This is a genomic window from Rahnella sp. Larv3_ips, assembly GCF_003697865.1.
GTDB classification, from domain to species: Bacteria; Pseudomonadota; Gammaproteobacteria; order Enterobacterales; family Enterobacteriaceae; genus Rahnella; species Rahnella rivi.
The window spans coordinates 347,439-360,766 of sequence record NZ_MJIB01000005.1; the positions used below are offsets into that span (position 1 = coordinate 347,439).

Genomic DNA, 13,328 nt, shown 5'->3' on the forward strand with positions numbered 1-13,328 from the left:
CTGGCAGACGGTTCCACACGAGAACTGTTACTCGGCTGTGAGTCGCCACACGACTATATGAACCAGAGCGCATACCTCGGCGCGACCGTGGGACGTTATGCCAACCGCATCGCCCGTTCTCAGTTTGAGATCGACGGTAAACCGCATCTGGTGGTCGCCAACCAGGGCGTTCATCAGCTGCACGGCGGGCCGGAAGGTTTCCACGCGCGCCGCTGGAAGATCCTGTCCCGGACCGCACAGAAAATCAGTTTCCAGCTGTTTTCCGCCGACGGCGATCAGGGGTTCCCAGGGAATATGACCGCCACGGTGCATTATCAGCTGACCGACGATAACCGTCTGGAAATCCGCTACGAAGCCACCGTGGATAAACTGTGTCCGGTCAATCTGACCAACCATGCCTATTTCAACCTTGATGGCGAAGGTACCGATGCGCGCCAGCACAAGTTACAGCTGTTTGCCGATCGCTTCCTGCCGGTCGACAGCGACGGGATTCCGTGTGCTGATCCGACGACGGTGGAAAACACCGGCATGAACTTCAATGCACCGAAAACACTGGCGAAAGATTTCCTCAGCGACCGCGATCAGCAACGTGTGAAAGGCTACGATCATGCGTATTTGCTCAACCGTACCTGCAATTCCGGTGAATTCCCGGCGGCGCATTTATGGTCCGCTGACGGTAAAGTTCAGATGAGCGTTTTCACCTCAGCCCCGGCATTGCAGCTCTACAGCGGCAACTTCCTTGGCGGAACGCCAAACCGCAGCGGCGGTGAATATGCCAGCTACAGCGGTGTGGCGCTTGAAAGTGAATTCCTGCCAGACAGCCCCAACCACGCCACCTGGCCGCAGCCAAGTTGCTGGATAAAACCGGGGCAGACCTATAAGTCGGCCACGACTTATCAGTTCTTCGCGCTGTAATTCCCGAGGACAGGATCACCCGATCCTGTCCTTTTTGTGACTCATCCCGCATCTGCATCAGCACATTTTCAGCTAAAGACTTCCGCCGCATCTACGCTTAAGGGGTGTCCTGCGAAAAGGACGTTCATTAAGGAGTTCGTTATGCGCTTACCTGTTTTATTCACCCTGCTGGCCACCTTGTGCACCGCCGGTTCAGCTCTGGCGGCCGACCCGGTCAAAACCCCTTCTGCCGCACAGACTGCGCAACGTCAAAAGATGACAGATTGTAATTCACAGGCCACCACGCAGTCACTCAAGGGTGAAGACCGCAAAAAATTCATGAGTAATTGCCTGAAAGCAGAGGCCAAAACTGACGATAAAATGAATCCTCAGCAGAAGAAGATGAAAACCTGTAATGCCGATGCGGCGAAGCAAGACCTGAAAGGCGACGCGCGTAAAACGTTCATGAGTACCTGCCTCAAAAAAGCCAGCTAATTACGCTGCACTTTTAGACAAAATGCGCGGTTCGGGCAACCGTCTGCGCGTTTTGTTTTACATCCCCGCAGCAAATTCGTTATGTTTAACCTCAAACGGTATGACACACCGCCAATCAGCGTACATACAGATTGCCGATGAGGATACCAAGACCCTATAATGATAATTGTTATCATTGAAAATTCAGTTAACTGAGGAGTTTAGCTATGGCTGTAACCAAACTGGTACTGGTAAGACACGGTGAAAGTGAGTGGAACAAAGAAAACCGTTTTACCGGCTGGCATGATGTTGAACTGTCCGAGAAGGGCCGTACCGAAGCAAAAGCGGCCGGTCAACTGCTGAAAGACGAAGGCTTCCACTTTGACTTCGCCTACACCTCTGTGCTGAAACGTGCCATCCATACCCTGTGGAGCGTTTTGGACGAACTGGATCAGCCATGGCTGCCGGTTGAGAAATCCTGGAAACTGAACGAACGTCACTACGGTGCGTTGCAGGGTCTGGATAAAGCTGAAACCGCGAAAAAATACGGTGACGAGCAAGTTAAACAATGGCGTCGTGGCTTTGCCGTGACACCACCAGAACTGGAAAAAAGCGACGAGCGTTTCCCAGGCCACGATCCGCGTTACGCAAAACTGAAACCGGAAGAGCTGCCGACCACGGAAAGCCTGGCGCTGACCATCGAACGCGTGATCCCTTACTGGACTGAAGTGATCAAACCACGCATCGAAAGCGGCGAACGCGTGATCATCGCTGCACACGGTAACTCCCTGCGTGCTCTGGTGAAATACCTGGATGATCTGGGTGAAGACGAAATTCTGGAACTGAACATCCCTACTGGTGTTCCTTTGGTTTACGAATTCGACGAAAACTTCAAACCTGTTAAACATTACTATCTGGGCAATGCCGACGAAATCGCAGCGAAAGCAGCGGCTGTGGCAAACCAGGGTAAAGCGAAGTAATTTCGCGTTTTCTGCGTCACGCAGAAAAACTGACAGAGGCACGCGAAAGCGTGCCTTTTTTGTCTGTGCACCCGCAGGAGAAAACCTATGCCCGTCAGACTCGCCTCACCCGATGAAGCAGAAACACTGTGGGACATCCGTAACCGGGCTATCCGCCACGGATGTCACAATACTTATGATGCCGGGGTTGTCATGGCGTGGACGCCGGATCAGATGCCTCCCGGCTACCGCAAAGCGATTGAGGAAAACCCGTTTTTCATCGCGCACGCGCACGGGCAAGATACGCCCGCGGCAACCGGTTTTCTCGATCTGAAAAATGGCAGTGTTGAAGCGATTTTTACGTTGCCGGAATTCGAAGGGAAAGGCCTCGCCACGCAAATCCTTGATGCCATAAAAGCCGAGGCGAAATCCAGGGGATTCAGAGCGCTGACGCTGGCTTCCACGCCCAATGCTTTTGAATTCTATAAGAAGAACGGGTTCAGTCTGGTGAAAGAGAGTCTGTACCGCTCTGAGATGGCGAAGGCTGATTTGCGTTGCATGGATATGCGCTGCGAGCTGTAAGGCGCGTTCTGATAATAAAAAGCCCCGCAAGACAGGCGGGGCTTGTAAAGGCAATGACAGAGAGTGGAATTAACCGCGGCGCGCTTTTACCGCGTCAGCCAGGCTGCGCAGCAGCACTTCGGTATCTTCCCAGCCGATGCAGGCATCCGTTACGCTCTGGCCGTAAACCAGCGGCTCGCCGCTGTCGAGATTCTGATTACCTTCTACCAGATGGCTTTCGACCATCACGCCCATGACAGCCTGCTCGCCGCCAGCGACCTGCGCACAAACATCTTCACAGACTTCCATCTGCTTTTTGAACTGTTTGCTGCTGTTGGCATGGCTGAAATCGATCATGATACGCGCCGGAAGACCGCCTTTTTTCAGGCCTTCTTTCACTTCCTGCACATCCTGCGCGCTGTAGTTTGGTTTTTTGCCGCCGCGCAAAATGATATGGCAGTCGTTATTTCCGCTGGTATTCACGATGGCGGAGTGACCCCATTTGGTGACCGACAGGAAGCAGTGCGGTGCGCCCGCGGCGTTGATCGCGTCGATCGCCACTTTAATGGTGCCGTCGGTGCCATTTTTGAAACCGACCGGACAGGACAACCCGGAGGACAGCTCGCGGTGAACCTGAGACTCGGTGGTACGCGCGCCAATTGCGCCCCAGCTCATCAGATCAGCCAGATATTGCGGGGTGATCATGTCCAGGAACTCACCCGCCGCAGGCAGGCCGGTATCATTAATATCCAGTAACAATTTGCGTGCTATGCGCAAACCATCATTAATCTGGTAACTGTTGTTCATATGCGGGTCGTTAATCAGGCCTTTCCAGCCGACGGTCGTGCGCGGTTTTTCGAAGTACACACGCATCACGACTTCCAGCTCGCCCTGCAGTTCTTCACGCATTTTCATCAGGCGGGCGGCGTATTCTTTGGCAGCTTTGGGATCATTGATGGAACAGGGACCGATCACTACCAGAAGACGATCATCGTTTCCTTTCAGAATCTTATGAATGGCATTGCGTGCCTGAGAGACTGTTTTCGCCGCTTTATCTGTCGCAGGAAATTTTTCCAGCAAGGCGACAGGTGGCAAAAGTTCCTTAATTTCTTTAATACGTAAATCGTCGTTTTGATAATTCATAACTGTTCCATTCGGGTATTCATAAGAGACGAAGCGAAACGCTGACCGCGTTCAATCTAGCCGTATTGGGTGACGGTGTAAATCTACTTTTACACTTACGAATAGTCTCATTTTGATTCAGGACATGAATTCATTAGCTAGGCTTTAAGAGTTCACAAAAAACGACGACGGATCCTTCTGGAATAATGGAGATGACAATATGAATAAGTTCGCAATCGCATTTTTTACCGCAGCTCTGGCCCTGACTTCAGGTGCCGCGCTTGCAGAAGGCACAGACGCTGGTTCAAATAACGGCGCAGCAAATCAGTCAGACAGCCCGGGTTCAATTCAGAAAATCGCACCTAAAGGTGTCGATAACAGCAAAATCAACGAAACCAATAAACCCGTTGATGAAGTTCATAAAAAAACGCACAAAACGACTGACAAAACTCACAACATGAGTAAGAAAACAGTCGACCATAAAAAAGCCATGTGTAAGGACGGCCGTTGTCCGGATCAGGTCCCAGGCACTAACCAGTCTAAAGCCACGGGTAACTAATTCCCGCCCCGGCAATGCTGAACAGGAGGAACTTCGGTTCCTCTTTTTTTGCCCTTTCCCCTTCTTGCAACACCTCAAGATTACGTTATTGTAATCCCCTCTATTCATCATCTTTGTGAATACAACTATGTCTTCTTTTTTACCTCAGGATAAAAACAGCCGCCGTCTGTTGCTGGCGTTTTTAATCACCGTCACCTTTATGGTGGCGGAAGTGATCGGCGGTTTAATTTCCGGCTCGCTGGCGCTGCTGGCCGACGCGGGACACATGCTGACCGACGCCGCTGCACTGCTTGTAGCGCTGTTGGCGGTACGTTTCGCGAAACGTAAGCCTAACTCGCGACATACCTTTGGTTATCTGCGCCTGACCACCATGGCGGCTTTCGTGAACGCGGCGGCGCTGCTGGTGATTGTCGTGCTGATTGTCTGGGAGGCGATTGCCCGTTTCTTCAATCCGCAACCTGTGATGGGCACTACGATGTTGGTGATCGCCATTGCCGGGCTTTTTGCCAATATTTTGGCATTCTGGCTTCTGCATCAGGGTGAAGAAAAAGCCAATATCAATGTACGTGCTGCCGCGCTGCACGTACTGGGAGATTTGCTCGGGTCGATTGGTGCGGTCGGTGCAGCGCTCATTATCATGTATACCGGCTGGACGCCGATTGACCCGATTCTGTCTGTGCTGGTGTCTTGTTTAGTGCTGAGTAATGCGTGGCGGTTACTGCGCGAGAGTTTCCATGAGTTACTGGAAGGGACGCCGGAGGAAATCGATATCGAGCAGCTGCGCAGGGACCTGTCGCAGAGCATTCCCGAAGTGCGCAATGTGCATCACGTTCACGTCTGGCAGATTGGCGAGCAGCGGCTGATGACGTTGCATGTTCAGGTCGTTCCGCCACATGACCACGACGCATTGCTTGACCGTATTCAGCATCACTTACTGGAAAAATGTCGCATTGGCCATTCAACGATACAGATGGAGTACGGTACATGCGAAACGCCAGATTGTGTGATAAACGAAGTGCCTGCCGCCAGCGCGGGACACGATCATCACGGTCATAGCCACGCACATCATCACTGACTGTCAGTTGTTTCATAAAGCAAAACGCCTCCGTCCGGAGGCGTTTTGCTATTGGAAGGAACTCAGGCCGTTTGCAGCGGCAGTGAGCCGTTTTGCTTCGCGCTTTTGATCCACAACCATGAACCGTTCAGCGCAATCAGCGTGAGCAGCACATATTCAAGGGCCATGGCATACACGCCCTGATAGGCGAATATCGCCACGCTTATCACGTCGATGACCACCCACAGCAGCCAGTTCTCGACGTATTTTCGGGTCATCAACAACATCGCTACTATTGACAGCACCATCATGGAAGAATCCCAGAACGGGAAAGCATCCGGCTGCAATTCCGGCATCTGAACATTCAGCCCTAACGCCTGCATCAGATTGACGGCCAGCAACGTGAGCGCAGCAAATACACGGTCAATGTTGAACGTCATCAGTAAAATACCCGCGAGGCAAACTACGCCCCACACCATCGCCTTTCCACGTGGCAGCCAGCGAATTTGCAGCTCTGCCTGTTGATCTGCCGTCTGACGGCTCCAGGCATACCAGCCGTAAATATTGGCACCGAAGAAAAACACCTGAAGCAAGAGGCTTGCGTAAAGCTGGATCTGGAAGAAGATGATCGCAAACAGCGTGACGTTAATAAGGCCAAACGGGTAGTTGATCAGTTTCTCTTTACTGGCATACCAGATGCACAATAAGCCAAAGAGTGTACCGACAGCTTCGATCCATGACAGGTCATATCCGCCTTTTCCCAGCGGAATATGCACCAGGATATTGCTGGTACTTAAAAAATCCATCATTGCACATTTCCTTTTCGACAGTTACAAAGCTGTGGCTTAGAGCGCTTTCGTCTGAGGGCGTAATTTCAGTTCCGCCGCAAACGCCAGCATACGGTTCAGCGGTATCAGCGATTTCACCCGCAGCGCTTCATCTACTTCTATAGCATGTTGTGCACCGCCGGACTCAAGCCCGTCTGCAATGGCTTTCAGGCCATTCATCGCCATCCACGGGCAATGCGCACAGGTGCGGCAGCTTGCGCCCTCGCCCGCCGTCGGGGCTTCGAACAATTCTTTGTCCGGGCATGCTTGCTGCATTTTGTAGAAAATTCCACGATCGGTCGCCACAATCAGCTGCTTGTTTGGCAACGTTCTGGCCGCCTGAATCAGCTGGCTTGTAGAACCGACGGCGTCAGCCATGTCTACGATCGCCTGTGGGGACTCCGGATGCACCAGCACAGCGGCATTCGGGTACAAACCTTTCATTCGGGTCAGGGCCTGTGTTTTGAACTCGTCATGGACGATACAGGCCCCCTGCCAGCACAACACGTCGGCACCCGTTTGTTTACGCACGTAATTTCCGAGATGACGGTCCGGCGCCCAAATGATTTTTTCACCCAGACTGTCCAGATGCTCAATAAGTTCAACCGCGATGCTGGATGTCACCACCCAGTCGGCGCGTGCTTTTACCGCCGCAGAGGTATTAGCGTAGACCACCACGGTGCGGTCAGGATGCTGGTCGCAAAAATCTGAGAACGCCTGCTCCGGGCAACCGAGGTCCAACGAACACTCCGCATTGAGCGTCGGCATCAGCACCGTTTTCTCAGGGCTAAGGATTTTGGCCGTTTCGCCCATGAAGCGCACGCCAGCTACCAGCAGCGTGGAAGCGGGATGCTGACTGCCAAAACGCGCCATTTCTAAAGAGTCCGCGACGATACCGCCAGTTTCCTCGGCCAGCGCCTGAATCTCAGGATCGGTGTAATAATGCGCCACCATCACGGCATCACGTTCTTTTAGCAGTTTTCTGATCTTCTCTTTATAGAAAGTCTTTTCATCTGCATTCAGAACGGCGGGTTTCGGGGGGAAAGGATAAACCGTCGCATTCAGATCCAATGTTTCGCTCATACTCGTCATCTCATTCAGTCAGGCCGTATGCCTGAAGGCGGGAAGCCACTCTCTGGTTCATGATGAAGCAGAGTGGTTTTGTATGCTAAACAAAATACCGTAAAACACGACTGAAGTCGTCCAAATTATAGACGTAGAGGTTAAAATGTTTACTGGACTTAAAAGAGACGAGGTTTGAGAAAATTACAGGAAAAACGAAGACCGCGATGGAAGGAAGTTTCGGGCGTCAGATGCGAAAAAAGCGCCAAAAGGCGCTTTTTTCTGAATTCTGCAATTTAGAGGGTGGGCCGTGCTGGATTGACTCGGTTACACCTCGCCCTGCGGGCAACGCTTGCGCGTTGTCGTCTCGCTTCGCTCGGCTCGAACCCATGGTTCCCATCCTGCACTGCTTCACTACATTATCCACTTCAAAAGTGGTGGGCCGTGCTGGATTCGAACCAGCGACCAATTGATTAAAAGTCAACTGCTCTACCAACTGAGCTAACGGCCCATCTAAATGCTGGGTACTGATTTACTAATGGCTTTCTAAATCTTCAGGGGTTACACCTAAAAGTGGTGGACCGTGCTGGATTGACTCGGTTTCACCTCGCCCTGCGGGCAACGCTTGCGCGTTGTCGTCTCGCTTCGCTCGGCTCGAACCCATGGTTCTCATCCTGCACTGCTTCACTACAGTTTCCACTATAAAAGTGGTGGGCCGTGCTGGATTCGAACCAGCGACCAATTGATTAAAAGTCAACTGCTCTACCAACTGAGCTAACGGCCCTTCCTGAATACTTCCGTCTGCCTTCGTGTCTTGCAGTTGGTGTGCAAGCCACATGCAATAATGGTTTAGATTTGGTGGGCCGTGCTGGATTCGAACCAGCGACCAATTGATTAAAAGTCAACTGCTCTACCAACTGAGCTAACGGCCCCTCTAAACCTACTGCATATTGCCTAAATCTCTGACAGCGTTAGCCGTTTGGAGTTGTCTGGGCAACGGCGGCATATATTACTTATTTAACTTTTCAGTGCAACTTTAATTTTCAGAAAGAGTGCTAACTGATGGCGTTTCACACACTCAAGCCCAGAAAATGCACGATATGTACATTTTCCAGACCTGAATGAAGAACTAGTTTGCAGATAAACGTTTTTGCGCTTGTTTTGCCGCATCGGTATTTGGGTACTGTTTCACGACCTGAGCGAAGACGGCTTTGGCTTTATCAGCCTGACCTTTCTCCTGCATGATCACCCCAACCTTGAACATTGCGTCAGAACTTTTTGGAGACTTAGGATAGTTTTTGACCACAACTGCAAAATAATATGCAGCGTCGTCTTTTTTACCCTTGTTGTAATACAACTGTCCTAACCAGTAGTTGGCGTTAGGCTGATAAGTCGAATCAGGATATTTTTTGACGAAACTCTGAAAAGCCGCAATGGCTTCATCATACTGTTTCTTTTCCAGCGCCAGTGAAACCGCAGCATTGTAATCGCTGTTCACGTCACCGGTGCTTGCAGGCGCTTGTGCAGCCCCCGCATCCGGCGTTGCGGCAGCAGACCCAGACGCATCACCTGTGGCTGCAGCAGCGCCCGTACTGGCGGCTCCGGCATTACCCTGGCTTAAGCTGTCCATCTGGTTAAAGATCTGCTTCTGGCGATCAGCAAGCTGACTCAACTGATACTGGTTCTCCTGGATTTGACCACGAAGAGTATCCATATCACGTTGGGAATCAGAAAGTTGTTGCTGGAGTTGAGTTAATAGCTGGCTGTGAGCGTTAGAAATACGCTCCAGAGAGGTGACCCGATCTTCAATCGAGCCTGAGCCGACATTACTGATTGGCGCTTGGGCAGTAGCGGCCCATGGGACCGCTACGCCAACCAGTAACGACAGACTCAACAAGTGAGTTCTGAAGTTACTGCTCATACTATTCTCTTAGTAAACCAGTACGGCACGACGGTTTTTGGCGTATGCCGCTTCGTCATGGCCCAGTACAGCTGGTTTTTCTTTACCGTAAGAAACGATAGAGATTTGGTCTGCAGAAACGCCTTTACCTTGCAGGTACATTTTAACTGCAGTAGCACGACGTTCGCCCAGCGCGATGTTGTACTCAGGAGTACCACGTTCGTCAGCATGGCCTTCTACGGTCACTTTGTAAGATGGGTTGCTACGCAGGAAAGCTGCGTGTGCATCCAGCATCTGAGCGAATTCAGAAGACACATCGTACTTGTCCAGGCCGAAGTAAACGATGTTGTTTTTCTGCAATTCTTGCATCTGCAGACGTGCTTGCTCTTCTGAAGACATGTTTGCGTTTTCAGTGCCAGCGCCGGTGTTCAGACCCATACCTGATTGGTCGTTGTCTGCGTTCTTGTGAGAACTACAAGCAGCGACTGCCAGTACAGGCAATGCCAGCATCAGCCCTTTCAGAACTTTGTTCAGTTGCATCTATTCGATCCTTTTATAATTTTTTGCCATACATAGTTGTATATGCATCACAGATACGGCGACCAGGCAGGAAATTTGACCTGTCCATCAGTTGCCGGAAGACGCGCTTTGAAACGTCCATCAGTCGATACCAACTGCAACACGGAACCCAGACCCTGTGAAGAGCTGTAAATAACCATGGTGCCATTTGGTGCGAGGCTAGGCGTTTCATCCAGGAACGTGTCCGTCAATGTTTGAACGGCTCCCGTTGCCAGATCTTGTTTAGCGATGTGCTGTGTACCGCTGGCGCTGCTTACCATTACCAGGAACTTGCCATCTGCACTGACGTCAGAGTCCTGATTTTGAGCACCTTCCCAGGTCAGACGTTGTGGCGCACCGCCATTAATATTCACTTTATACACTTGTGGTCGACCGCCCTGATCCGAAGTAAACGCCAGGTTCTGGCTGTCCGGGAACCAGGTTGGTTCGGTGTTGTTGCTGCGACCGTTAGTCACCTGGCTGATTTGACCAGAGCCAAGATTCATTACGTACAGGTTCAGGCTACCGTCTTTAGACAGGGCGAAAGCCAGTTTGCTGCCATCCGGAGAGAACGCAGGTGCACCGTTGTGACGTGGGAAGGAGGCAATTTGTCTAATATTGCTATTAGCCAGCGTCTGCACAACCAGGGCAGAACGGCCACTTTCGAAGGTCACATAAGCCAGTTTGCTGCCGTCTGGTGACCAGGCCGGTGACATTAAAGGTTCTGGTGAACGATGAACAACGAACTGGTTGTAACCGTCGTAGTCAGCAACGCGCAGTTCATACGGGAACTTGCCGCCGTTAGTCTGAACGATGTAAGCAATACGGGTACGGAATGCGCCTTTCACGCCAGTGAGTTTTTCAAATACCTCATCGCTGGCCGTATGGGCAGAATAACGCAGCCATTGCTTGGTCACTTTGTACTGGTTTTGTGCCAGAACGGTGCCAGGTGCGCCAGAGGTGTCAACTAACTGATAAGACACTACATAGTTGCCATCGGCAGCAGGTTGAACCTGACCGATAACCACCGCATCAATACCCAGGGCGGTCCAGGCGGCAGGCGTGACTTCTGCTGCGGTGGACGGCTGCTGTGGCATACGAGATGCATCAATAGGGTTAAACTTGCCACTGTTACGTAAGTCAGCAGCAACAATGCCACCAACGTCTTCAGGTGGTGTACCTGGACCAACCCATTTGAATGGCACAACGCCAATTGGGCGAGCGGAATCCACACCCTGGGTGATTTCGATACGAACTTCTGCATGTGCTATAGATGCCCACATCATTAAAAGGCCGAACGCTACTCGAAATGCCTGCTTCATTGTATCTCCCTTATCTGGACGTATCTGCCCGCGATAATTTAGCAGAATTTTAACAAACCAACGCATACAAAACTAGAATTACACCCTGCAATCTATCGTAAAAATCTGAAAAGAAATTATTTTCGTCTTTCTACGGTTTAAAATCTATCGGAGCATTTTTAAAGACTTCATAGACTGCTTCAGAAGGCGGTTTCGGGAACTTCGCCTGTCGGGCCGCGGCAAGCGCTGCCTGACAAAGTGCAGGATCCCCACCTTCCGCCGACACGCTGATAAGCGAGCCATCCGGATTCATTTTAACGCGCAACGAACAGGTTTTACCTGCATAGGATGACGCGTCATAGAATCTGCTCTCAATGGCGGCCTTTATCTGGCTACCATAGTTCGCAATATCTGCACCTGATGCGCCTGCCTTTTTCTGAGTGCCCTTCCCTGCCGGAGCAGAAGCACCGCCCCCCGTTGCCCCTTTCGGTGCATTTTTAGAGTCGGCAAGGCCATCAAATAAATTATTCGCATCAGCCGCCTCTTTGGCAGCCGCTGCTGCAGCAGCCTTTTTATCGGCTGCAGCTTTCTTGGCCGCAGCGGCAGCTTCCGCTTTTTTCTCCGCAGCAGCCGACGCTTTGGCATCAGCGGCGGCTTTTGCATCAGCGTCAGCTTGTGCCTTCGCATCTGCAGCAGCCTGGGCTTTGGCTTCGGCAGCCGCCGCTTTTTTAGCTTCGGCAGCCGCTTCTTTCTTCGCATCTGCTTCGGCTTGTTTCTTCGCGGCAGCGGCGGCGGCAGAAGCTTCAGCCTCTGCTTCTTTTTTAGCATCCGCAGCGGCTTTTTTCTGCGCGTCAGCTTGTGCTTTAGCCGCCTCTTTCGCGGCATCTGCTTTCGCCTGTGCGGCTGCTTTGGCGGCTTCAGCTTTCGCTTGTGCGGCAGCAGCCTCTGCTTGTTTCTGTTGTTCTTTGGCTTGTTCAGCAGCTTGTTCGGACTGCTTTTGCTGCTGGGCCTGTTCCTGCGCCTGCTGTTTCGCATTTTCCTGCGCTTGCAGACGTTCTTTTTCGAGCTCTTTCAGGCGCTGCTGTTCTGCGGCCTGTTTCTGCTGTAACTCTTCAGCCTGCTGTTCTGATTTTTTCTGACGCGCTTGTGCAGCACGTTGGGAATCAGCCTGTTGCTGCTGTTGACGATTGTACTGATCAACCACGGCACTCGGATCGACCATCACAGCGGAAATATCACTACCGCCACCGCCGCCACTCATGCTGGTATCTTCGTCCAGCGATCCCAAAATCAGCAGGCCTATAATGATGATATGCAGAACGACCGAAACAATAACGGCGCGTTTGAGCTTATCGTTTTGTTCAGTTGCAGTTGCCTTTACCAAAATAGATTTCCCAAGACAGGATTACTAAAAACCCGGGTTCCTTCGTTGCCTGTCGTCTTTTTTAACAGGGCAGGGAAAGCCGGGTTTCAAATAAGTGTTACAAATTACCTATCCTCAGATAGGTTGTGTCATCAATCCGACAGATTTCACACCGGCCTGATGCAACATATTCAGCGCCTTGATGATTTCATCATAAGGCACGTCTTTTGCACCGCCGATCAGAAAGACTGTCTTCGGATTGGCCTGAATTCGGCTGGTCGCTTCCGCGATAACCTGCTGTTCAGGCAACTGTTCCATACGCTGATGATCCACCACGATGGTGTATTGCCCCACGCCAGAGACTTCAACAATCACTGGCGGGTTATCATCGCTGGATACCGTTTTGGAATCCGTCGCGTCTGGCAGATCCACTTCCACGCTCTGGGTAATGATGGGGGCTGTTGCCATAAAAATCAGTAACAGAACCAGCAGTACGTCCAGCAGCGGGACAATGTTGATCTCCGACTTACCTTCGCGACGGTTACGACGACCTCGTGAACGAGCCATACTCTCCCCCTTTAGTTACTGCTGGTTTCGCGAGAGAAAGCCTGACGGTGCAGGATGGCCGTAAATTCTTCCATGAAGTTATCGTAGTTTTGTTCAAGCTTGTTTACGCGTTGGTTGAGGCGGTTAT

14 protein-coding genes, 3 tRNA genes and 2 other RNA genes are annotated in these 13,328 nt (G+C 51.5%); 6 read left to right on the forward strand and 13 right to left on the reverse strand.

Features of this window, described 5'->3' with window-relative positions:
- From galM to ED901_RS10385, 4 genes are all read left to right on the forward strand, one after another.
- Positions 1–915: galactose-1-epimerase (gene galM / locus ED901_RS10370; RefSeq protein ID WP_122095856.1), on the forward strand; the 915-nt coding region annotated here is incomplete at its 5' end.
- Between the two features lie 141 nt (positions 916–1,056).
- A complete protein-coding gene (locus ED901_RS10375; protein ID WP_056771698.1) occupies positions 1,057–1,389 on the forward strand; it encodes a PsiF family protein in 333 nt (110 codons plus the stop codon).
- 206 nt (positions 1,390–1,595) lie between these two features.
- A complete protein-coding gene (gpmA, locus tag ED901_RS10380) occupies positions 1,596–2,348 on the forward strand; it encodes a 2,3-diphosphoglycerate-dependent phosphoglycerate mutase (protein WP_056771695.1) in 753 nt (250 codons plus the stop codon).
- 87 nt (positions 2,349–2,435) lie between these two features.
- Entirely contained in the window at positions 2,436–2,909 is a 474-nt protein-coding gene (locus ED901_RS10385; RefSeq protein ID WP_122095857.1) for a GNAT family N-acetyltransferase, read from the forward strand.
- A 69-nt stretch (positions 2,910–2,978) separates the two neighbouring features.
- Here the strand turns inward: ED901_RS10385 and aroG are convergent, their stop codons facing one another.
- A complete protein-coding gene (gene aroG / locus ED901_RS10390) occupies positions 2,979–4,031 on the reverse strand; it encodes a 3-deoxy-7-phosphoheptulonate synthase AroG (RefSeq protein WP_056771688.1) in 1,053 nt (350 codons plus the stop codon).
- Between the two features lie 199 nt (positions 4,032–4,230).
- Here aroG and ED901_RS10395 point away from each other — a divergent pair, with 199 nt between their 5' ends.
- A complete protein-coding gene (locus ED901_RS10395) occupies positions 4,231–4,569 on the forward strand; it encodes a protein YbgS (protein ID WP_056771685.1) in 339 nt (112 codons plus the stop codon).
- Between the two features lie 127 nt (positions 4,570–4,696).
- Positions 4,697–5,644 carry a CDF family zinc transporter ZitB gene (zitB, locus tag ED901_RS10400; protein WP_122095858.1) on the forward strand — a complete coding sequence of 316 codons (948 nt, stop codon included), beginning with the start codon at positions 4,697–4,699 and terminating at the stop codon, positions 5,642–5,644.
- 62 nt (positions 5,645–5,706) lie between these two features.
- Here zitB and pnuC read toward each other — a convergent pair whose 3' ends face one another.
- From pnuC to tolR, 12 genes are all read right to left on the reverse strand, one after another.
- A complete protein-coding gene (gene pnuC / locus ED901_RS10405; RefSeq protein WP_122096112.1) occupies positions 5,707–6,429 on the reverse strand; it encodes a nicotinamide riboside transporter PnuC in 723 nt (240 codons plus the stop codon).
- Positions 6,430–6,468: 39 nt separating this feature from the next.
- Positions 6,469–7,533: a quinolinate synthase NadA gene (gene nadA / locus ED901_RS10410; protein ID WP_122095859.1), complete on the reverse strand. Its 1,065-nt coding sequence runs from the start codon at positions 7,531–7,533 to the stop codon at positions 6,469–6,471.
- 280 nt (positions 7,534–7,813) lie between these two features.
- Positions 7,814–7,933: non-coding RNA, RtT sRNA (locus ED901_RS10415), on the reverse strand.
- Between the two features lie 14 nt (positions 7,934–7,947).
- Positions 7,948–8,023: transfer RNA gene (locus ED901_RS10420), tRNA-Lys, on the reverse strand.
- A 63-nt stretch (positions 8,024–8,086) separates the two neighbouring features.
- Positions 8,087–8,206: non-coding RNA, RtT sRNA (locus ED901_RS10425), on the reverse strand.
- Positions 8,207–8,220: 14 nt separating this feature from the next.
- Positions 8,221–8,296, reverse strand: a tRNA-Lys gene (locus ED901_RS10430).
- Positions 8,297–8,368: 72 nt separating this feature from the next.
- Positions 8,369–8,444 (reverse strand) — tRNA-Lys (locus ED901_RS10435).
- A gap of 197 nt (positions 8,445–8,641) precedes the next feature.
- Complete coding sequence (gene cpoB / locus ED901_RS10440) at positions 8,642–9,433, reverse strand: cell division protein CpoB (protein WP_056771676.1); 792 nt, start codon at positions 9,431–9,433, stop codon at positions 8,642–8,644.
- Positions 9,434–9,442: 9 nt separating this feature from the next.
- Positions 9,443–9,952: a peptidoglycan-associated lipoprotein Pal gene (pal, locus tag ED901_RS10445; protein WP_056771674.1), complete on the reverse strand. Its 510-nt coding sequence runs from the start codon at positions 9,950–9,952 to the stop codon at positions 9,443–9,445.
- A gap of 47 nt (positions 9,953–9,999) precedes the next feature.
- Positions 10,000–11,292, reverse strand: coding sequence for a Tol-Pal system beta propeller repeat protein TolB (tolB, locus tag ED901_RS10450; protein ID WP_122095860.1), 1,293 nt, complete (start codon positions 11,290–11,292; stop codon positions 10,000–10,002).
- Between the two features lie 130 nt (positions 11,293–11,422).
- Positions 11,423–12,655: a cell envelope integrity protein TolA gene (gene tolA / locus ED901_RS10455; protein WP_056771668.1), complete on the reverse strand. Its 1,233-nt coding sequence runs from the start codon at positions 12,653–12,655 to the stop codon at positions 11,423–11,425.
- 114 nt (positions 12,656–12,769) lie between these two features.
- Positions 12,770–13,201, reverse strand: a complete 432-nt coding sequence (gene tolR / locus ED901_RS10460; protein WP_013576429.1) for a colicin uptake protein TolR — start codon at positions 13,199–13,201, stop codon at positions 12,770–12,772.
- Positions 13,202–13,328: the final 127 nt, after the last annotated feature.

Coding starts and splice junctions, on each gene's coding strand:
- ED901_RS10375 (WP_056771698.1), top strand. CDS start 1,057: ATGCGCTTACCTGTTTTATTCACCCTGCTGGCCACCTTGTGCACCGCC.
- zitB (WP_122095858.1), top strand. CDS start 4,697: ATGTCTTCTTTTTTACCTCAGGATAAAAACAGCCGCCGTCTGTTGCTG.
- tolB (WP_122095860.1), bottom strand. CDS start 11,292: ATGAAGCAGGCATTTCGAGTAGCGTTCGGCCTTTTAATGATGTGGGCA.
- ED901_RS10395 (WP_056771685.1), top strand. CDS start 4,231: ATGAATAAGTTCGCAATCGCATTTTTTACCGCAGCTCTGGCCCTGACT.
- aroG (WP_056771688.1), bottom strand. CDS start 4,031: ATGAATTATCAAAACGACGATTTACGTATTAAAGAAATTAAGGAACTT.
- gpmA (WP_056771695.1), top strand. CDS start 1,596: ATGGCTGTAACCAAACTGGTACTGGTAAGACACGGTGAAAGTGAGTGG.
- ED901_RS10385 (WP_122095857.1), top strand. CDS start 2,436: ATGCCCGTCAGACTCGCCTCACCCGATGAAGCAGAAACACTGTGGGAC.
- nadA (WP_122095859.1), bottom strand. CDS start 7,533: ATGAGCGAAACATTGGATCTGAATGCGACGGTTTATCCTTTCCCCCCG.
- pal (WP_056771674.1), bottom strand. CDS start 9,952: ATGCAACTGAACAAAGTTCTGAAAGGGCTGATGCTGGCATTGCCTGTA.
- tolR (WP_013576429.1), bottom strand. CDS start 13,201: ATGGCTCGTTCACGAGGTCGTCGTAACCGTCGCGAAGGTAAGTCGGAG.
- pnuC (WP_122096112.1), bottom strand. CDS start 6,429: ATGGATTTTTTAAGTACCAGCAATATCCTGGTGCATATTCCGCTGGGA.
- cpoB (WP_056771676.1), bottom strand. CDS start 9,433: ATGAGCAGTAACTTCAGAACTCACTTGTTGAGTCTGTCGTTACTGGTT.